General features: G+C 63.9%; 17 protein-coding genes. 4 read left to right on the top strand and 13 right to left on the bottom strand.

From position 1 onward, the window contains the following. Positions 1–25: 25 nt before the first annotated feature. Positions 26–853 (top strand): acid phosphatase, encoded by an 828-nt coding sequence (locus tag P7C00_RS05560; protein ID WP_404938260.1) that lies wholly within the window; start codon positions 26–28, stop codon positions 851–853. Here P7C00_RS05560 and P7C00_RS05555 read toward each other — a convergent pair. From P7C00_RS05555 to P7C00_RS05500, 12 genes are all read right to left on the bottom strand, one after another. Further along, on the bottom strand, positions 850–1,899 hold the full coding sequence (locus tag P7C00_RS05555) for a hypothetical protein (protein ID WP_404938259.1): 1,050 nt from the start codon (positions 1,897–1,899) through the stop codon (positions 850–852). The genes P7C00_RS05560 and P7C00_RS05555 overlap by 4 nt on opposite strands. Then, positions 1,899–4,334: a TonB-dependent siderophore receptor gene (locus P7C00_RS05550; protein ID WP_404938258.1), complete on the bottom strand. Its 2,436-nt coding sequence runs from the start codon at positions 4,332–4,334 to the stop codon at positions 1,899–1,901. Before P7C00_RS05550 ends, P7C00_RS05555 begins: the two co-directional genes overlap by 1 nt. Before the next feature lie 193 nt (positions 4,335–4,527). Further along, on the bottom strand, positions 4,528–6,231 hold the full coding sequence (locus tag P7C00_RS05545) for a bifunctional metallophosphatase/5'-nucleotidase (protein ID WP_346633567.1): 1,704 nt from the start codon (positions 6,229–6,231) through the stop codon (positions 4,528–4,530). Between the two features lie 113 nt (positions 6,232–6,344). Further along, positions 6,345–6,989, bottom strand: a complete 645-nt coding sequence (locus P7C00_RS05540; RefSeq protein WP_161466216.1) for a MotA/TolQ/ExbB proton channel family protein — start codon at positions 6,987–6,989, stop codon at positions 6,345–6,347. A 28-nt stretch (positions 6,990–7,017) separates the two neighbouring features. Next, on the bottom strand, positions 7,018–9,258 hold the full coding sequence (locus P7C00_RS05535; protein WP_346633568.1) for a TonB-dependent receptor: 2,241 nt from the start codon (positions 9,256–9,258) through the stop codon (positions 7,018–7,020). A 43-nt stretch (positions 9,259–9,301) separates the two neighbouring features. Beyond that, positions 9,302–10,072 carry an energy transducer TonB gene (locus P7C00_RS05530; RefSeq protein WP_337154164.1) on the bottom strand — a complete coding sequence of 257 codons (771 nt, stop codon included), beginning with the start codon at positions 10,070–10,072 and terminating at the stop codon, positions 9,302–9,304. A gap of 4 nt (positions 10,073–10,076) precedes the next feature. After that, positions 10,077–10,484: a biopolymer transporter ExbD gene (locus P7C00_RS05525; RefSeq protein WP_060837609.1), complete on the bottom strand. Its 408-nt coding sequence runs from the start codon at positions 10,482–10,484 to the stop codon at positions 10,077–10,079. Positions 10,485–10,652: 168 nt separating this feature from the next. Beyond that, positions 10,653–11,642 (bottom strand): FecR family protein, encoded by a 990-nt coding sequence (locus P7C00_RS05520; protein WP_404938257.1) that lies wholly within the window; start codon positions 11,640–11,642, stop codon positions 10,653–10,655. After that, positions 11,639–12,214, bottom strand: a complete 576-nt coding sequence (locus P7C00_RS05515; protein WP_123727522.1) for an RNA polymerase sigma factor — start codon at positions 12,212–12,214, stop codon at positions 11,639–11,641. Before P7C00_RS05515 ends, P7C00_RS05520 begins: the two co-directional genes overlap by 4 nt. A 14-nt stretch (positions 12,215–12,228) precedes the next feature. Then, the gene (locus tag P7C00_RS05510; RefSeq protein WP_346633570.1) at positions 12,229–12,555 is read right to left on the bottom strand and encodes a DUF3325 domain-containing protein; all 327 of its coding nucleotides are present in this window, start codon (positions 12,553–12,555) and stop codon (positions 12,229–12,231) included. Then, positions 12,555–14,141 carry a PepSY-associated TM helix domain-containing protein gene (locus P7C00_RS05505; protein ID WP_404938256.1) on the bottom strand — a complete coding sequence of 529 codons (1,587 nt, stop codon included), beginning with the start codon at positions 14,139–14,141 and terminating at the stop codon, positions 12,555–12,557. Before P7C00_RS05505 ends, P7C00_RS05510 begins: the two co-directional genes overlap by 1 nt. Next, on the bottom strand, positions 14,138–14,443 hold the full coding sequence (locus P7C00_RS05500; protein ID WP_346633572.1) for a DUF3649 domain-containing protein: 306 nt from the start codon (positions 14,441–14,443) through the stop codon (positions 14,138–14,140). Before P7C00_RS05500 ends, P7C00_RS05505 begins: the two co-directional genes overlap by 4 nt. 190 nt (positions 14,444–14,633) lie before the next feature. On the opposite strand from P7C00_RS05500, the gene P7C00_RS05495 reads away from it, so the two are divergent. From P7C00_RS05495 to fecA, 3 genes are all read left to right on the top strand, one after another. Continuing rightward, entirely contained in the window at positions 14,634–15,152 is a 519-nt protein-coding gene (locus P7C00_RS05495; RefSeq protein ID WP_404938255.1) for a sigma-70 family RNA polymerase sigma factor, read from the top strand. Between the two features lie 8 nt (positions 15,153–15,160). Beyond that, complete coding sequence (locus tag P7C00_RS05490) at positions 15,161–16,126, top strand: FecR domain-containing protein (RefSeq protein ID WP_404938254.1); 966 nt, start codon at positions 15,161–15,163, stop codon at positions 16,124–16,126. Positions 16,127–16,256: 130 nt separating this feature from the next. Next, on the top strand, positions 16,257–18,617 hold the full coding sequence (gene fecA, locus P7C00_RS05485) for a TonB-dependent Fe(3+) dicitrate receptor FecA (protein WP_404938253.1): 2,361 nt from the start codon (positions 16,257–16,259) through the stop codon (positions 18,615–18,617). Positions 18,618–18,684: 67 nt separating this feature from the next. On the opposite strand, the gene P7C00_RS05480 is transcribed toward fecA, so the two are convergent. Then, positions 18,685–19,092, bottom strand: coding sequence for an HPF/RaiA family ribosome-associated protein (locus P7C00_RS05480; RefSeq protein WP_123727515.1), 408 nt, complete (start codon positions 19,090–19,092; stop codon positions 18,685–18,687). Positions 19,093–19,172: the final 80 nt, after the last annotated feature.

The following is a 19,172-nucleotide window of genomic DNA, read 5'->3' as shown; positions in this document are numbered from 1 at the left end:
TCTAACTTTTAGAGGTGATATCCACATGCAACGTCTTCTATCAAAACGTTTGGCCGGTCTATTGTTTTTAAGCCTGATCAACCCAGCGCTGGCCGAACAAAGTGCTCAACCGGAAAGTGTCCCGGAGTTCCGACCGGGTTACTTGATCGGTTATCTGAAACAGCAGGACCTGCCCAATAGTCTGTCGCTGTTACCGCCACCTCCTGCGGTGGGGACTCCAGCCTTCGCGCTGGACCAGAGCATGGCTGAAAAAAGCCAGGCCTTGCGTGGCAGCAAACGCTGGGAGTTGGCCGCCAGCGATGCCAACCTGAAGTTCCCCGCCGCCGCAGAGACGTTTTCCTGTGCCCTGAATGCGCCAATCAGCGAGCAGCAAACACCTGCGCTGTACAGAGTCTTACGGCGGACCCTGACCGATGCCGGGCTGGCCACCTATGGCGCAAAGAAGCGCTACCAGCGCACCCGGCCCTTCGTCTATAACCAGCAGCCCAGCTGCACCCCGGAAGATGAGGCGAAGCTGGCCGCAGATGGTTCCTACCCCTCGGGCCACAGCGCCATCGGCTGGACCTGGGCGCTGCTGTTGAGCGAACTGGCCCCCGAACACGGCAACGCGCTCTGGGCCCGCGGCCGGGCCTATTCGGAAAGTCGCATGGTGTGCAACGTGCATTGGTACAGCGATGTGCGTGAAGGCCGTGAGATTGGCGCAACCACCGTGGCCCGCTTGCACACCAACCCGACCTTCCAGGCCGACTTCGCCGTCGCCCGGCAAGAGCTGCTGGCCGTTCGCGCCAAGGGCCTGAGCGCCAGCGGCGACTGTGCGACGCAAGCGCAAGCCCTGGCACTTGGCGCTGATTAGGGCGCCAGGGTGATGACCTTGAAGGTATTGGCATGAAACAGCGGGTCCGGCCTTGGCTCGTCCGGGCTGGCGGCCGGTTGGGTGAAGTCCATGGCCGCCAGATAGACCCGCTGGCTGCGCGGGTCGAACGCCATGTTGTAGGCCATGGGCTGGGTGCTGACGGTACCCAGGGGCCGGTAGCGGTCGGCATCGAGTTGGACGATGACGCTGAGGTTGGCGTCCACCCCACTGGCAATCAACAAGCGCCGAGCCTGCGGATCGTAGGCCAGGGCGTTGACGTCGCGGGTGATCGGCAGGCTGGCTTTCAGCGCGCCGCTGTCACGGTCGAGCACCAGCAGCACCGGCCGTTCACCGCGGCAAGCAACGAACAGCCGCCCGCGCTGTTCATCCTGGGCCAGAGCACTGGGCCGCGGGCAGTCGGAATACTGCCAGCGATCCAGGACCTTGAAACTGCTGGAGGACAGCCGCGCCACGACGCCCTCATCGCGCATCGGCAAGAAGAAACTGCCATCCCCCTTGAGCAGCAACGGGTCGATCTTCTTCACCGCCAACTCATGGGCGGCGCTGATCCGCTGCTCTTTGGGATCAAAGACGAACAGGGTCGAACGATCGGCCCGGCGCCCGCTGACGATGATCACCTGCCCCGTGCGCGGCTCGTACACCGCGCTGTTGAGGTTGCTCTTGGTCACGGCGATACGCTTGAGCAGCTTGAGTGTGGATAACTCCACCACCCCCAGGCTGCCGTCGGTATTGAGCAACAGCAGGCGATCCAGCTCCGGGACGAACACGACGCCGTTGGCCCCCTGCGACTGCTCGATGGTCCGCACCGGGCGCTGCTTGTCGACATCGAACACGCTCAGGCCGTTTTCCCGCCGCGCCAGGAACAGGTAGGGCCGGGTCGGGTCCAGGGCGATGAAGCCCCAACTGCTGCCGGACCCCGGCAACAGCACTTGCTGCTCACGGTGGTAGAGGCGTTCATCCGTCGGCACGGCCGCCTGGGCCACGCCACAGAACGCCAAGGCCCAGCCCAGGATCAGGGTTCTCATCAGAACTCCAGGGTGCTGGACAGCGACACCTGGCGAGCGTCCCCCATGGACACGAAGAACTTGCTCACCGACGAGGTGTAGTAGGTCTTGTCGAACAGGTTCTTCACGTTGAGCTGGAACTTGACCTTCTGCCCTTCGACCTGAGTGTCGTAGGTGGCGAAGGCATCGGCCACGGTGTAGCCCGGCAGGTCGAAGCTGTTGGGCGCGTCACCGGCACGCTCACCCACGTAGCGGGCCCCGGCCCCCACCCGCAGGCGGTCGCCGCCGATCAGGCTGCCGAAGTCGTAGACCGCCGACAGCGAGCCGGTGTTCTTGGCCACGTTCTGCAGTTGCTTGCCCTTGTATTGGGTGTCCTTGGTGACCTCGGCGTCGGTGTAGGCATAGCTGCCGATCAGGCTCCACTGATCGGTGAGCTGTCCGGTCAGGTCCAGTTCCAGGCCCTGGGAATGCACTTCGCCGGCGACGCTGGAAACGGTCTCGGTGGCCGTGGCGGTGGTCACCAGTACGTTGCGCTTGATGATGTCGAACAGCGCCGCGCTGGCGGTGATGCGCCCTGGCATGTCGAGCTTGGCCCCCAGTTCCCAGGATTTGGCTTCTTCCGGAGCGATGGAACCGTCCAGCACCACGCTGCCCCCGGCCAGTTGAGCGATGCTGGAGTTGGGTTTGAACGACTCGGTGTAGCTGCCATAGAACGACAGCTGGTCGGTGTAGCGGTACACCAGGCCGGCACGGGGCACGAACTTCTGCCCGTTGCTGTTGGTGTTGACGTGGAACGGCCGGCCCTTGCCGGCGTACTGGTCGTACTCCTGGAAGCGCCCGCCGCCCACCAGAATCCACTGGTCGGTGAGGTGGATGGCGTCCTGGAAGAACAGCGAGTCGCTGCGCAGCAAGTCGGTCTGGTCGCTGTCCGGGGCGCTGACGTTGGTTCCCGCCACTTGCTGGCCATACACCGGGTTGCGGTAGTTGAAGCTGGTGCTCTTGCCGCGGATCAGGTCGGCGCGGTAGATCTTGCGGTACTCGTCGTCCAGGCCGAACACCAGATCATGCCGCATGCCGCCCAGCTGCACCTTGCCTTCCAGGCTGACGGTGGCGTAGCGGTCGGTGGTCAGGGCGTTCTGGGTGCCGTCCATGGTCCGGGTCAGGGTGCCGTTGGCATTCACCGCGGTCAGGCGCACCTGGCTGGCGTCGTAGGTCTCGCGGTTCCAGCTGTAGCCGAAGTGGGCCTTCCAGTCGTCGCTGAGCTCGTGGTCGACTTCGAAGCGATACAGGTCCGAGCGCCCTTCCATGTTGTTGAACGGCTCGTCCAGGCGTCGGGTGGCGGGGATGTCCAGCGGGTGGTTGGTCTTGGGGTCGATGGCGGTGCCACGGTCGAAGGGGGTCAGGAACTCACGGTGCTCATAGGCCAGCAGCACCTTGGTGCGCTCGCCGTACCAGGCCAGGGACGGCGCCACCAGGGATTCGCGATGGGTGCCGAAGTTGCGCCAGTAGTCTTCGTCCTCGTGGTCGACGATCAAGCGGTAGGCCAGCCCGGAATCACCCAGCGGTCCGGTGGTGTCGAGGCTGCCGCCGCTGCCGTTCTTGCCCGAGCCGTAGGTCGAGCCACGCACGGTCAGGGCCGTGGACTGCTGCAGTTCAGGCTTCTTACTGACGATGTTGATGACCCCGCCCGGGTCCTGGATGCCATAGAGCAGCGACGACGGGCCCTTGATCACTTCCACCCGGTCCGCCGTGGCGTTCAGGGAGCGGCCCTGCACCACCGGCATGCTGTCGCGCATGATCGAGCCGTTGCGGTTGTCGCCGAAACCACGCAGCAGCACCGCATCCTGGGTGCCGCCCAGGGTGTTGGTCTGAGTGATGCCACTGACGTTCTTCAGGGCGTCATCCAGATTGCGCGGGGTCTGGTCCCGCAGCACCTGAGCCGGCACTACGTTGATGATCTGCGGGATTTCCTGGTTCAGCGCCTGGGAACGGGCCACCGAAGTGGTGGCCGGTGGCTGGTAGCTGGTGCTGTCGTCGATGCCCTGGGTGGTGATGCTGGTGGCCCCCAGGTTCAGTGCGCCACTGTTGGGCAAGGGTTCTAGGACCAGGGTGTGCGCGTCGCTGCGCCGGTACGTGAAGCCGGAACCGCCCAGCAGACGCTGCAGGGCCTGTTCGGCGCTGAACTGGCCACTGAGGGCCGGTGCCTTGAACGCATAAGGCGCTTCGTCGGTGTAGACCACGCTGATCCCGGTCACCCGGGTGAAATCGCTCAGGGCCTGGGGCAGCGGCTTGGCCGCGATGGCAAAGTTGAACAGCGAATTGTGTTGCGCACTGCCGGCCTCGGCCGCCTGCGCCACGCTCAGGGGCAGCAAGGCCAACCCCGACACCACCAGCGCCGAAGCGCCGAACCACCGTTTGACCGAACCGTTTGCCGCCGAATGTGCCCTGGACTTCATGCTTGAGACTCGTGTGTAAAAGCGCTGTGAATGCGAATTAATCGCACTTTCAAGCATTACACGGACGTCGAGCGCAAAGACCTCACCTGTTTTTTGAAAATATTTTCAGGGACCTGACAAGCATGCCCCCCGGCGCGGCTCGGGAGCGTCTCCTGTAGCCGCGGCAACCGGCGGCTACAGGGATCGCAGGGCGCTAGTTGCTGCGCTGGATACGCCCGGCGCTGCTGCTGGAACCCACCGGCCTACGCTGCTGGTCCATGGCCTTGAGGTACTGCAACATCGCCTCCAGGTCGGAAACCCCCAGGTCACTGCGGTTCAGGCCGCTCTTGAACAGACTGAAGCGGTCACCGCCGTCGGCCAGGAAACCATTCATCACCAGCCGGTAGCTGCCGTCGGCCTGCAGTGGCTGGCCATTGAGACGCACACTGCCCGGCACCACGCGGCTGTCCAGCGGACGCTTGGCATCCCAGCGGTAGCTGAAGCCCTGGGACACTTGCAGGATATTGGCATCGTCCGCGCCCTTCCATTGCTGGTTGAGCACCTGTTCGATCTGCCGCCCCGTGAGGTCGAAGGCGATCAGGTTGTTGTTGAACGGCTGCAGGGTCGCCAGTTGCCCGTAGTTCACTTGGGTCTGCCCCGGCTCCAGGGCCAGATCGCTGCGAATGCCGCCGGTATTCATGAAGGCGATTTGCGCACCGTTGGCCCGGCCCCCCGCCAGATGGGCATCGGCGATCAGGTCGCCGATGGGCATTTCCCCGGCGTTGTCGGCGCGCCGGGCAATCGGCGAGGCGGCAATCGCCCCCACCGGCTGGAGCAGCACCTGATTGCTGCGGGCCTCGACCTCCTGTTGCAGCTTCGCCAAGTCCTGGTCCTGTGGATAACGGGCCGGGTCGGCCAACAGGTTGAGCGCCTGGATGCTCGCCACCCGGTGCTGGCCCGGGGTCACTTGCAGGGTCAGATGGGTCAGCAGGTGGCCGTAGGAATTGCCTTGGGTCACCAGCAATGGCCCGACCTTGCACAGGTAGCCCTGATGCGAGTGAGCGCTGATCAGCACGTCCACCGCCGGGTCCAGGCGCTTGGCCACGTCGACGATATCGCCGCCGAGTTGCGAGCAGTCCTGCTTGTCGAACGGTTCCGGGGTCGCGCCGCCCTGGTGCACCACGGCGACGATGGCGTTAACGCCCTGGGCATTGAGCTCGGGGATCAGCTGGTTGATGGATTCGGCTTCATCGGCAACCTTGAGGCCACGCATGCCCTTGGCGCTGACCACCGAAGCCACGTCCCGCAGCACCGCGCCAACGAAGGCCACCTTGACCCCGCGCACCTCTTCGATGCGATAGGCCGGCAACAGCGGTTTGCCGGTGTCGCTGTCCAGCAGGTTGGCCGCCAGGTAGGGGAAACCGCTGCCCGGGTAATTCGCTCGGAACTGGCAGGCCTTGTCCGGCCGTGATGACTGGCAGCCGCCGTTGAGCTGGCGCAGGAACTCGGCCTTGCCGTTGTCCAGTTCGTGGTTGCCGATGGCGCTGAGCTTCATGCCCATGTGGCGCAGGGCTTCCAGGGTCGGTTCGTCGGCCCACATGGCCGACAGCGGCGGGCTGCCGCCCACCAGGTCGCCGGCGCCGATGAACAGCAATTGCGGGTCCTGCTGGCGCAACTGGGTCAGCATGCCGCCCAGAGTGGCGATGCCCCCGGCCTGCAGCTTGCGCACACCGCCGGGGGCCTGGGGATCCTTGACGCTGAAGGGGTTGGCCTGCAGATAGCCGTGCAAGTCGTTGATGGCGACGATGTTCACCGCCACCGGTTGCGGCTCGCGTGGCACCGAGCTGCAACCGGCCAGGGTGACCAGGGCCAGGGTCAGTGCACCCAGCATCCGGGGCATGGGACGAAGACGGGACATGGATAGAGTCCTTGGCAAATCGGCAAAAAAAGACCGCTGGTGATCAGCCGGCGCAGCCCCCTGAACAACAGGGGCCCCAGCGTCGATCACCAGCGGCTACAGAGGGCAACTCATCAGGCGGTTTGCAGGCCGCCATGCACCGCTGGTGCGGCCGTTGGAGCTTTCAGCGCGGTGCCCATGCCGGCGCGCAGCAGGAGGATCTTCAGGTGGTCGGTGATGCGCTCGACCCGGTCCTGGAAGTGGTTGTGGAAGATCATGCTGCCCAGGGCGATGGCGATACCCAGGGCCGTGGCGTAGAGCGCGGTGCCGATGCCCTTGGACACTTCGCCCGGATCGCTGACGCCGGTCTCGGCCAAGGCCTTGAAGGTGTCGATGATCCCCAGGATGGTGCCCAAGAGCCCCAGCAGGGGCGCGGCGGTGACCACGGTTTCCAGCAGCCACAGACCGTGCATCAGCTTGCTGCGGGTGGCGATGTAGATCGACTCGCTGAGGTCTTCCAGGTCCTTGTGGCTGGCCAGTCCCTGCTTGTGGGCAAACAGCTCGGCGACCATTTCCAGGGGCAGGCTGTTGCGCTCACGCAGTTCGGCGGGCAGGTCGTCGACGCTGTGCATCTTCGGGTTGAGCACGGCCTCCAGTTTCTTCGCCTGGCGCAGGCTGAAACTGAAGTAGATGCCCCGCTCTACCGCGATAAAGGCGGCAATCGCAGCAGCGCCGTACATGGTGTAGAAGGTGATGTCGTGCAGCAGATTCATGTCCATCGTCATTTCCTCGTGTGCCTGAAACGGATCAGAACCCGGCTTCCAGGGAGACCATCGCGGTGCGTTCCTCACCGACGTTGTAGTAGGCGGTGCTCGGTGCCAGGCCATTGGTGCGCTGGGTGTTGAACGACACGGTGCGGGTCGAGGCCAGGTATTCCTTGTCGAACACGTTGAGCATGGAGAAGCGCAGGGTCGCGGACTTCAGCACTTTCTTGTCCACCGGCAAGTGGATACCGGCATTGAGATCCACCACGGTGCGTCCGGCGATCTTCTCGTCGTTGGTCAGGTCGCCGTAGAAGGCGCCGACGTACTTGCCGACGACGTTGCCGTAGTAGCGCGAGTCGTCGTAGCCCAGGCTCAGGTTGAACATGTTTTCCGGCACGTTGGCCAGTTGCTTGCCGGAGGTGGGCAGCAGCACGTTCTTGTTGCTCAGGTCGTCCATCTGCTCGGACTTGGTGTAGGTGTACGAGGCGTAGTAGTTGAAGTTGTGTGGCAACTTGCCGCTCCACTCCAGCTCCAGGCCGCGGTTCTTCACTTCGCCGACGTTGGCCACTACGTAGTCGCCGTTGACGTCGGTGGTGGAGATCTGCCGGTCCTTGAAGCTGATGTAGAACAGGGTCGCGCTCAGGGCCATGTTCTCTTCGCTGTAGCGCCAACCCAGTTCCTGGTTCCAGCTCAGCTCGGGTTTCAGGCTGATGGAATCACCCTTGTTGTAGAGCACGTAGTTGGGCGGCGTGCGCATGTTGCGGGTGACGTTGTAGAAGGCCTGGTTGCTCGGGTCGATCTGGTACTTGGCGTTGAAGCTGGGCAGGAACTCGTGGTACTTGGCGTCGCGTTTTTCCGGCTTGTCGGTGAGGCTGCCGAGGTTGTTGCCGTCACGTTCCACGTACTGGTAGGCCAGGGCCCCGGTGAGGGTCAGGTCCGGGGTCGCCTGCCAGGTGTCCTGCACCCAGAGTTTCTGCGCCGGGGTCACGGTGTATTGGTGACGGCCCTGGACCGTGGCGCCGTTGCGGTCCACCAGTTGGTCGGAACCGTTGTAGTCGCCCCAGACATTTTCCGGGGCGCCATTGCCCTTGATCCCGATGAAGGGCTGGGTCTGGCGCTGGCGGGCGCGCTCGTACCAGTAGCCGACGTCCAGGCTGTGCTCTTCGTTGAGGTCCCACTTGAGCTTGGTGGTCATCCCGGGGCGCCAGGTTTCGGTCCACGAAGGCCGGTAGTAGGTGCCGCTGGGCAAGCCGGCCAAGTTGTAGTTGCCGGCCTTGTTCGACGAGGCGGACAAGCTGGTGGCGGTCTGGCCGCTGAAGCTGCCGCCGTTGGACCACACGTAGTACGGGTTCAAGGTCAGGCTCAGGTCATCGCGCAGCTGGAAGCGCTGGGTGACCGAGGCGGTCACGCTTTCGAAGGGGTTGCGGTTGAGCTTGTAGGACTGGGACACGCTGCCGTTCTTGAACACGGTGCTTTCCGAGTAGTCCAGGCGCCGGCCCTGATTCTGGAACTGGGCCTTGCTGAGGCTGTTGTAGTTGTAGTTTTCCTGCAGGTTGTACTTGACGATGGCATTGGTGGAGTTGCCGTTGCCGTCTTCGAACAGGGTGTTCCACTCGACCTTGTCGGCCCGCAGGGTGCCCTTGCCCCGCCACTTGTCGCCCTCGGTGTGGGACGCCGAGACCCAGGTCTTGAAGCCGCCCAAGTCACCGGTGTTGAGACGGGCGAAGCTCTTGCGCACGTTGTTCGAACCGATGGACTGCTTGGCGAAGACGCCGAAGTCCTTGGTCGGGCGCACGGTCACCAGGCCGATGTTGCCGCCACTGGAACCGATGTGCGGGCCGTCGGCTTCCGACGAGCCCTGGGTGACGAAGACTTCACTGAAGTTCTCCGGGTCGCCCATCAGGTTCGGGTAGATGCTGTAGTCCCCCGAATCGTTGATCGGGAAACCGTCGGCGGAAAGCCCGACCTGGTCGGAGTTCATCCCGCGCATGGTGAAGTTGGTGCCGCTCAGGCCGGTGGCGTCGGTGCTGGAGACGTTGATCCCCGGGGTGTACTTGAGCTTGTCCACGGCGTTGGCAGTGGGGGCCATCTGATCCATGGCCTCCTTGGTCACGGTGGAGCGCCCTTTGGCGCTTTCTTCCTTGATCATGTGGCCGTTGCCCAGGGTCTGTTTACCGGCAACGTTCACCGAACCGACGTCCACTGTATCGTCGGCCATAACCAATGGCGCAAAACTGCCCAGGCCCGATGCCAGAAGCAGGGCATAAAGTTTATTGATCTTCACGGGTCAATCCCTTGCTTACAACTTTCGTTAATAGGTGATGGGTTTATTCCACGTTGTAACTAAAGGTCGCGGTAAAACGTTGCTTGTTCTTGCCGGAGAACGCGTCCGAGGGAAACGGTGAAACTTTCTCCACGCGGCGCAAACTGGTTTGCGCGGCGCGATTGAGCAACATGTTCGGCGCCTTGTTTTCGATGCCACTGTCGAGCACGTTGCCGGCCCGATCGACTTCCAGCCAGATCACTACATCGCCCTGGGGACGTTGCAGCGAGGCCTCGCGGCCACTGGGGTATTGCTTGTGCTTTTCCAGTTCCTTGCGCAAAGCGGCGGTGTACAGGCTTTCCTTGATGGCACTGGCGGGCGCCGCGGGTGCGGGGGCCGGAGCCGGTGCGGGAGCCGCTGGCGCCACCGCCGGTTGCGGCGCTGCAACCACCGCAGGCTGCGGCGCGGGGGCACTCCTGGCCACCTGAGCCGGAGCCGGCTTGGGCGGTTGCGGCTTGGCCAGCAACGGCTTGGGCGCTGGGGGTTTGGGCTTGACCACCGGCTTGGGCTTGGGCGGCTCGATCACCAGCGGTTCTTCGTCGGGCACCACCAGCGGTGGCTCGGGCTCGATCGGCAGCGGCTCGGGTTCAGGCGGTGGCGGCTCTGCCGCGGCCACCAGTTCCGCCGCATCCACCAGGGCAATTTCCACCGTGCTTTCGTCGTACACCGGCTTGATCTGCAACTGTTGCAACTGACTGGCATAGATCAGCAGAAACAGCAGGCCGGCCGGCAGCAGGCACGCAAGCCACTTGCGAGTTCTATATAAACCGAACATGGCGTCAGGACTTGCGCGTAGCGATGGAGACGGAAGAGAAGCCATTGCCCTTGAGCAAGTCCATCACCGAAACCAGGCGTTTAACTTCAACACCCTGATCGCTATTAATAATGATCACCAACTTTTCGCTGCCGTTGTTCAGCACTTTGAGTTGTGCCAACAGCGCCCCTTCATCCAGATCCTGGCCGTCGAGTTGCAGGCGTTCTTGCAAGCCCAGGGTAATCACCGCCTTGTTTTGCGGCTTCAATTGTTGCGCGGTACTGGCGACCGGCAACTGCGTCTTGATTCCCACGGCGGGAATCACGTTGAGACTGATCAGTACGAAGAACACCAGGAGAAACATCATCACATCGATCATCGGAATGATTTCGATGTGGGCCTTCTTCTTTTTAGCGACATCCCAGCTGCGCATCGTCTTGCTCCCGCTTCAGCCTTCCCTCCCTTGTGAGAGCTGAATCACAACCCTCGCCGATCCTGACCATGTGCTCAGGAATCCGCAGATCATCCGCGCCTGATGTAACGGTTTGGTGACAGAACCGTGTGATATCGATGAATGTTCGGGAGCTCTGGGACGGGCCTTTCAGCGCAGGACTATGAGCCTGCCGAGGAGTTGGTGCTGTTCGAAGCCCAGGGCCGCCTGCAAGGAATCGAGGACCGCCTGAGGGTCCTTGCTGGAGAAACTGCCACTGACCCGACGCGCTGCCAGTTGGTCATCGAGCAGCAGGATGCGTCCGGGGAAATAGCGCCGCAGGTCCTGCACCACCACGGCCAGGGGCGCGTGGTAGTAGTTCAGCCAACCCTGGCGCCAGGCCAGTTGCGCCTCGCTGTCGACACCCTGCAACGGGGTCGCCTGACCATGACCGTACGCCACCTGCTGGCCGGCACCGAGCACCTGCTGCGCCGCGCCTTGGGCAGCCGTGACCCCGACACGCCCGGACAGCACCGTAACCTGGGCACCGTCCGCTTGCAGACGCACTTCGAACTGGGTGCCCAGGACCCGCGCTTCGCCCTCCCCGGCCGCTACCACAAAGGGCGCGCCGGTGTGGCTGACGCTGAAGAAACCAGCGCCACGACGCAGCTGCACATGCCGTTCGCCGCGGCTGAAGTCCACGGCAATGGCGCTGTCGGCGTCCAGGGTTACCTGACTCTGGTCGGCAAGAATCACCGTGCGGACCTGGCCCGGTGCCGAAACGTAATCGGCTCCCAGGTCATCGACCCAACGGCCCGGCTGCCAGCCGGCGCCCAGGGCGACCACCAGCAGTACACTGGCGGCCATGGCCAACCCCGCCGACCAGCGCCGCCGGGCCCGAGCCCTGGCTCCATCCATGGCGCGCAGCAGGCCCTGCAGGGCCAGGGCGTCTTCATCCGCCAGGGTCCGCGCCGGCTGTTCGCTCAACTCCCACAGCACCTGGGCCTGGGCATAGGCTTCGACGTGGGCCGGATCGGCCTGCAGCCATTGGCTGAAGGTGGCCTGGTCGCCACTGCTGGGCTGGTCGTGAAGCAGGCTCAGCCAGGCCAGGGCGGCCTGTTCCTGGGCGGGCGTCGGGATGACACTGGAGCGCTGATTCACGGTGCATTCCTTGGCGTGCGCGTGGTCGAGGGTTCCCGCAGGCTGGCCTTGCAGGCTTCGAGGGCGCGCATCATATGTTTTTCCACGGCGCTTTGGGACAGGCCCATGACCTTGGCAATCTCGGCGTACTTGCGCCCGTGGATACGGTTGAGCAGGAAGATCTGCCGGGTCCGCTGCGGCAGGCTGCGCAGGGCGGCCTCCACGTGCCGCAGGTCGTTGCCGGCTTCCAGGGCGGCCTGGGGCTCGCAGCCCTGGTTGTCCTGCTGCTCCGGCAGCCAGCCTTCACTGACCCGCACCCGTGCACCTTCGCTGCGCAAATGATCGATGGCGATGTTGCCGGCGCAGCGCAGCAGGTAGGTGCTGAGCTCTTCGACCTGCACCAGAGGCCGGCGCCAGAAGCGCAGGAACAGGTCCTGCACCAGATCCGCGGCGGTGGCCCGGCAGCCGACCCGGCGGCTGACCAGGGCTTCCATCTGCGAACGCTGGGACAGGAACACCTGGAGAAAATGCGCACGACTGCCCCGCAGATCGGGGTGATCCAGATCGCCGGGCTCCGGCGGCAGGGCGCTCATCACGGGCCGCTCCCTCAGAACTGGGCCAGGGCCGCGAGGGGGCTGGCCAACAGACTGGCCCCCGCCATCGACAGCACCAGACGCGGGCGATAGGGCAGCAGCAACACCAGCAGCAAGGCACTGCACATCAGCACGGCGCACCACTGCACCAGCCCCAGGCTCCAGCCGGTGTCCTGCACTGCCGCCGCCAACGACAGGCCCAGCAGCAACCAGCCTCCCAGGCGCAGGCCATGGCGGCGCCGAGTCGTGGGCTTGTGCCCCAGCAGCTCGCCGTGATGCCGGTCCAGGGACAGGCACAGGCCGGTGAATCCGGCAAAACACAGCAGCAGCGCCAGCAACATCAGTTCACCTTGGTTTCAGGGGCCAGTGGCCGTTGCCGTGCCGCACGGGGCGCAGCACGGGCCGGTGCTTGCTGGCCGCGATGCATCTTGCGCGCCGCCCAGGCCAGGAACAGGCCGCTGCTCAGGCAGGCCAGGTCGAAGCCCGCCAGCATCCAGTCGCCACGCACCATGAAGCCGTCCATCAGGCTCGGGCTGGTCACAGCGTCCAGCAAGGGGATGCAGGTGAACAGCAAGGCGGCGAGACTCAATTGCTCGACCCAGGCTCGCCGCCCGGGCCGGACCACGGCATGCACCAGGCTCAGGCCCCACAGGATGAAGAAGCTGTTGACCTCCCAGTCGGCGCGCTCGGCGAAGGCTGCCGGCAACAGCCGGTTGGCCCAGAAGAAGCCGGCCACCGCCAGTACCAGCCCGGACATGCTGGCAATGTTCAGCACTTCCACCAGGCGCAGCTCAAAGGGCATGACCCCGCTCTTGGCGTGCTTGAGCTGGCGCTTGCCCAGCCAGATCACCAGCCCGGTGCCGATCATCGCGGTGCTCGCCAGGCCGCAGATAAAGTACAGCCAGCGCAACACCGGACCGGCGAACAGGCCCATGTGCAAACCATAGAAACTGCCGCCGATGGCCATGGGCAGGGACTGTTCGGGGCTGGCCTCCAACGGCTGGCCGGTGACCCCGTTGAACGACACGGTGCTGCCAAGATCCCGGGCCACCCGGTCGGCACTGTGGCGCATGACGTGTACCGAGGCGTTCACATCCCCCGGGTGGTTGACCACCAGCCGCTGCGCATGGCCCCCCGGCCAATGCTCCAGGGCTTGCTTGAGCAGCGGGTCGAGGGCCGTCAGCGCTGCCGGCTGCCCGGCCGCCGGGGTGCTGTTGCTGGCAGGCCGCAAGTCCTTGAAGAAAGCACTGCTGTCGCCCTTGTACGCCACCAGGATGCTCGCCGGCATGACCATGGACATGAAGATCACCAGGCTGCTGTAGGTGATCATCAGGTGGAATGGCAGCACCAGCACGCCCACCGCGTTGTGCCCGTCGAGCCAGGTGCGCTGGCCCTTGCGGGGCCGGAAGGTGAAGAAGTCCTTGAAGATTTTCTTGTGGATGATGATGCCGCTGATCAGGGCCACGAACATCACCATGGCGGCCAGGGTCGACAACCAGCGCCCCCAGGGATAAGGCATTTGCAACTGGAAGTGAAAGCGATAGAAGAACTCGCCGCCACGGGTATCGCGCACCTGCAGTTCGCTGCCGGTGCTGGGGTCCAGGAGTTTTTCCGTGAAGTCGCCACGCTCGCCCGGGGCGCTCGGCGCCTGCCAGGCCACCGACAGCAGCGGCTGGCGCGCATCGGGCAGGCTGATGAACCAGCGCTGTGCACCCTGGCCGTGCTGTTCCAGGTAACGCTGGGCGCGATCCAGGCTGGTATCGGCATTCACGGCCCGGACCGGGGCTTCCGGCTGCATCCAGTGGGTAATTTCTTCCTTGAAGTAGGACAGGGTCCCGGTGAAGAAAATCGCGAACAGCAACCAGCCGAACACCAGCCCGCCCCAGGTGTGCAGCCAGGCCATGGACTGACGGAAACCTTCCTTCATGGCAATGCCACCCAATAGGCGCTGCCGGCGACCAGCGCCAGCACCAGGCTTGGCAGCAACAGGCCGAACCAGGCCTGCCAGGCAGTGCGACAGGAGAAGCACCAGAGCACCGCCAGCAGATAGAACACAAAGGAGGCCATCATCCCGCTGAGCACGGCGTCGGCCCTGGGAATGGGCAGCAGCAGGGTCAGGCAGACGCTGGACAGCGCCGCCAGCAGATAACCACCCAGGACCGCGGCACAGACCCGCGACACCACTGCCAGACGATAGGAAGCGGGAATTCCGCCGGCCTTGCTTTTCATGTTTGAACCTTGAAGCGAGGGGATGCCCGGGGCACTGCACAGGCCGTCGGGGAGAAACAGGCGGACAATACTAATGATAAATATTCTCATGCGCAAAAAAACACTGACAAAACCGTTCGTTTCCGTCGGTCCGGGCTGATTGCCGAATGCCATGTCGCACCACTACAATGCGAACAATTCTTGTTCTCTTATGCGCCTTATAGGTGCAGGAGCGTCCGACTTGTCCCATTGCGCTACCGTCGAAGGCCTCTACCAAGCCCATCACAGCTGGCTGAACACTTGGCTGCGGCGCCGGCTCGGCTGCCCCCACAGTGCCGCCGACCTGGCCCAGGACACCTTTATTCGCGTACTCAGTGCCCGGGAAACTCCGACCCTGATCGAACCCCGGGCGTTTCTCACCACCATCGCCAAACGGGTGTTGTTCAACCACTTCCGACGCCAGGACCTGGAGCGGGCCTATCAGGAAACCCTGGCGCAGATGCCGGAGCAGGTGGCCCCCTCCGAAGAGGAGCGGGCCATCATCCTGCAGACCCTGATGGAGCTGGACGCCTTGCTCGACGGCCTGCCACGCCCGGTCAAGCGGGCCTTTCTGCTCTGTCAGCTCGATGGCCTGACCTACGGCCAGATTGCCGAGCAATTGAACATCTCCATCGCCACGGTCAAACGTCATCTGAACAAAGCCGCCATGCGCTGCTATTTCGCCCTGTGAGCGCCTCGATGAATCCACACCTCAATGGCCAGCCCGACTTCAGCAACCCCGTGGCCGAACAGGCCGTGCACTGGCTGATCGAAATGCAAGGCGGCGCCTTGAGCCCGCGCCAGCAAGCGGCCTGGCAGCAATGGCACGACGCCCACAGCGAACATCAGCGAGCCTGGGAGCATATTCAACGGGTCAATCAGCGCTTGCGCGGCTTGTCCTCGCCCCTGGCCCACGCGGCCTTGAATGCGCCGAAGTCCGCCAGCCGGCGCCAGGCCTTGAAGCTGCTGCTGATTCTCGGTGCCGGCTCGGCCGCCGCCTGGGGCCTGCGGGAACACAACCCGCTGCCGCCGCTGTTGGCGGACTACCGCAGCTCCCTGGGCCAGCGGCGCACTTTGCAACTGAGCGATGGCAGCCAGCTGCAGCTCAACACCAGCAGCGCGGTGGATGTGCGCTTCGATGGACAGCAACGACTGATCCGCCTGCTGGAGGGCGAGATCATGCTCAGCGCCGGCAAGGACGCCCGGCCGCTGCTGGTACAGACCGCCCAGGGGCAGGTACGACCCGCTGCCGCACGGATCAACCTGCGCCAGTTCAAGGAGCACAGTCAGTTGGCGGTATTTTCCGGAACGGTCAGTGTGACGCCTTCGCACTACAGCGCACTGCCGCCTCAAGTCGCGGCCGGACAACAATTGAATTTCACCCACAGCAGTTGGAAGCCGCCCCGGGCCCTGGATGCCGGCAGCGGTGCCTGGAGCGAAGGCATGCTGGTGGCGGCCCATATGCGCCTGGCGGATTTCCTCGACGAGTTGGGGCGCTACCGTCGTGGCCAGTTGAACTGCGACGCCCAGGTGGCGGACCTGCTGATCTCCGGCAGTTATCCCCTGGATGACAGCGAGCGGATTCTCGAGCTGCTGGAAATCAGCCTGCCGGTGCGGGTGCGGCGCTTTACCCGTTATTGGGTCACCGTCCAGGCGCGGGCCTAAGTCTGGCCGGTGATTGGCTGAGTGTTTTCCATACCGGAAAAAAACTTTCAATTCAGGTGAGCCGTTTTCCAGGGCTCGGGTGACAGAGAAGGAAAGCCACCTTGATTCCCCCTTCTCAGGATCACCGTTCATGACCGAGCAACCCACCCGCCTCACGCCCCTGGCCCGCACCCTGCGTCACCTGCTGCTGGGGGCAAGCCTGAGCTTGGCCAGCCTGCCCCTGGTCCAAGCCGCCGAGGCCCAGGCCAAGAGTTATCACATTGCCCCGACCTCACTGGAGAACGCGCTGAACCAGTTCGGCCGGCAAGCCGGGGTGCTGATTTCCTTCGGTTCACAGGTCACCAGCGGTGTGCAAAGCCGTGGCCTGGAAGGCCAGTACAGCCCGCAGCAAGGCCTCGACGCCCTGCTGCAAGGCACCGGCCTGCAAGCCCGAGCCGAGGGCAGCAACGCCTTCAGCCTGCAACCGGCCAGCCCCGAGACTGCCCCGGCGTCGGTGCAGCTGGAAGCCTCCAGCGTGGTCGGTGACTGGCTCGGCGATGCCCAGCAGAGCGATGTCTTCGAGCACCCCGGCGCCCGGGACGTAATTCGGCGGGAAGAGTTCGAGCGTCAGGGCGCGACCCAGGCCCGGGACGTGCTCAATCGGATTCCCGGGGTCAATGCACCGGACAACAACGGCACCGGCAGCCACGACATGGCCCTGAACTTCGGCATTCGCGGCCTCAATCCGCGTCTGGCCTCGCGCTCCACGGTGCTGATGGACGGCATCCCGGTACCCTTCGCCCCCTACGGTCAGCCGCAACTGTCGTTTGCCCCCATCAGCATGGGCAACATGGATGCCGTGGACGTGGTGCGTGGCGGCGGCGCCGTGCGCTACGGCCCGCAGAACGTCGGCGGCATCGTCAACTTCGTGACCCGGGCGATTCCCGACGCACCGACGGTCAAGGGTGGTTTTCAGACCGAGACCAGCCCCTCCTCCAGCCATGACGGTTTCAAGACCAGCGCCAACCTGCTGGCCGGCGGCACGGCCGACAACGGCCTGGGTGGCGCCCTGCTGTACTCCGGCACCCGCGGCGGCGACTGGCGCGAACACAGCGACACGCAGATCGACGACCTGATCCTCAAGGGCAAGTACCAGCTCGACGAGGCCAACAGCTTCAATGCCATGGCCCAGTACTACGAGGGTGAAGCGGACATGCCCGGTGGCCTGAACGTGGCGAACTACAAGGCCGACCCGTATCAGTCCACCCGTCCCTATGACAAATTCTGGGGTCGACGCACGATGTTCAACGTCGGCTATCGCTATCAGGAAGATCGCCGGGAGTTCACCGTCAACAGCTTCTTCACCAAGACCCTGCGCAGCGGCTATCTGGACCAGGGCAGTTTCCTCTCCCTGTCACCCCGCGAGTACTGGGTACGTGGCCTGGAAACCCGCTTCGCCCAGGGCTTCGACCTGGGAGACAGCAGCCATGAAGTGGGCGTCGGCTACCGCTACATCAACGAAGCCGGGCATGAACTGCGCTATCGCACACCGCTGACCGCCAACCAGCAACTGCCCACCACCAACAGCCGCAACGACCGGGATACCCGCGGTGGCACCGAGGCCCACGCGTTCTTCGTCGACGACCGGATCGATATCGGCAAGTGGACCCTGACCCCGGGCATCCGCTACGAGATGATCGAGTCGCAGCAGAGCAACAACCTCACCAATGTTAAATACAAAGGCGACTACAACACCGCGCTGCCGGCGCTGAATGTGATGTATCACCTCAACGAGAGCTGGAACCTCTACGCCAACACCGAAGGCTCCTTCGGCAGCGTGCAGTACAGCCAGATGCCCAACCGCGTGGCCAGCGGCGAGGTCAAACCGGAAAAGGCCCGTACCTGGGAACTGGGCACCCGCTATGACGACGGCACCCTGCGGGCAGAGATCGGCGCCTTCCTGATCAACTTCGACAACCAGTACGACAGCAACCAGACCAACGACACGGTGATCGCCCGGGGTGAAACCCGCCACCAGGGCATCGAGAGCAGCATCAACTACGCCCTGGACGGCCTCGATCCGGCGCTGGCCGGTTTCAACGTCTACGCCACCTATGCCTACGTCGATGCCACGATTCGTGAGGACGGCCCGAACAAGGGCAACCGCGTGCCCTTCTCCTCCAAGCACAAGGGCACCCTGGGGGTGAGCTACACCGAAGGTCCGTGGAAGCTCAACCTCGACAGCAGCTACCAGAGCGGCCAGTTCGCCGACAACGCCAACACGTCACGCGAAAGCGTTGACGGCAGCAACGGCCGCATCCCCGGCTACATGCTCTTCAGCACTCGCGCCGGCTACGACTTCGGTCCGCAGCTGTCGGACCTGAATGTCGCGGTGGGCGTGAAGAACATCTTCAACCACCAGTACTTCACCCGCTCCTTCGACGACAACAACAAGGGCAAGTACGTGGGTGAGCCGCGCACCCTTTACGTACAGACTTCAGTGGCGTTCTGACTTTTTCTCGCCCACAACAAAACGGGCCTGCAATGCAGGCCCGTTGGTTGGGGGAGAAACTCAGCCGTCAGCTATTGAGCGCGGCCTGTTGGTTTTCCAGGAATTCTTCTTCGAGCAGAGCATCCGCCTCGGTGCCATCGCTGCTGGGCACCGCCGCCGCACGTTTGCCGCGCAGTTTACCGAACATGTGCTCCAGGGCACTTTCCAGCTTGATGGTGGCGCCATCGAGGGCCTGTTCCAGGGTGTCGGCCTTGTGGGTCACGGAAATCGGTTGGTGACCTTTCGGACGGGCTTCCAGCTGGCAGCGCATGTCGTCCGGACCTGACTTGCCGCCGTTCTCGTCCCGCAGGTGGACCACTACCCGGGTCAGGTCTTCTTCGTAGCGTTCGAGCGTGCTTTCAACGGTGCTGCGCACCCACTCCTCCATCCGAAGGCTGCTTTGAATATGGTTATCGCTATGGACTTGGATTTGCATAGTTCTTCCCTTATTTCAGCTTGCTCGTAAGAGGGTCAAGGCAGTGTGTTGGAACCTGCATTTCGTGACCTCTTGATTAC

It is taken from the genome of Pseudomonas sp. JDS08PS003, from assembly GCF_045013505.1.
GTDB lineage: Bacteria > Pseudomonadota > Gammaproteobacteria > Pseudomonadales > Pseudomonadaceae > Aquipseudomonas > Aquipseudomonas protegens_B.
This window is presented reverse-complemented; position numbering and strand designations above follow the sequence as displayed.